General features: G+C 41.1%; 2 pseudogenes. Both read left to right on the forward strand.

The window, feature by feature from the left end:
- Positions 1 to 232: pseudogene (locus QVP40_RS08890) on the forward strand (YihA family ribosome biogenesis GTP-binding protein); the annotation flags it as partial.
- A 12-nt stretch (positions 233 to 244) separates the two neighbouring features.
- Positions 245 to 358: pseudogene (locus QVP40_RS13910) on the forward strand (energy-coupling factor transporter ATPase); the annotation flags it as partial.

Below are 358 nucleotides of genomic sequence, written 5' to 3' on the forward strand. Positions count from 1 at the left end.
GTATGAATGGATTCTCCATAACGGCTACGAACCTATCATCATAGCCACCAAACTGGATAAATTAAAAAGAAGTCAGATCCAGAAGCATCTGAAAATGATAAAGGAAGGACTTCAGCTGAAAAAAGGAAGCACAGTGATTCCTTTTTCAGCTGAGACCAAGCAGGGAAGAGATGAAATCTGGGAAGTGATCGAAGCTCTTACAGACAGCAAAGAGCCTTCTGAGGAAGTCTGAAAGGATACGGATATGGGAATCATCAAAGCATTGAAACTGGGATTTGATTATTTTAAATACGATGACGATGGAAACATACAGGAGACTCAGAGAGCTGTGGACCAAGTGAGCGTTGATATTCAGGAA

Origin of the sequence: Blautia sp. CAG:257, assembly GCF_000433815.1 — a bacterium.
Classification (GTDB): Bacteria; Bacillota; Clostridia; order Lachnospirales; family Lachnospiraceae; genus Blautia_A; species Blautia_A caecimuris.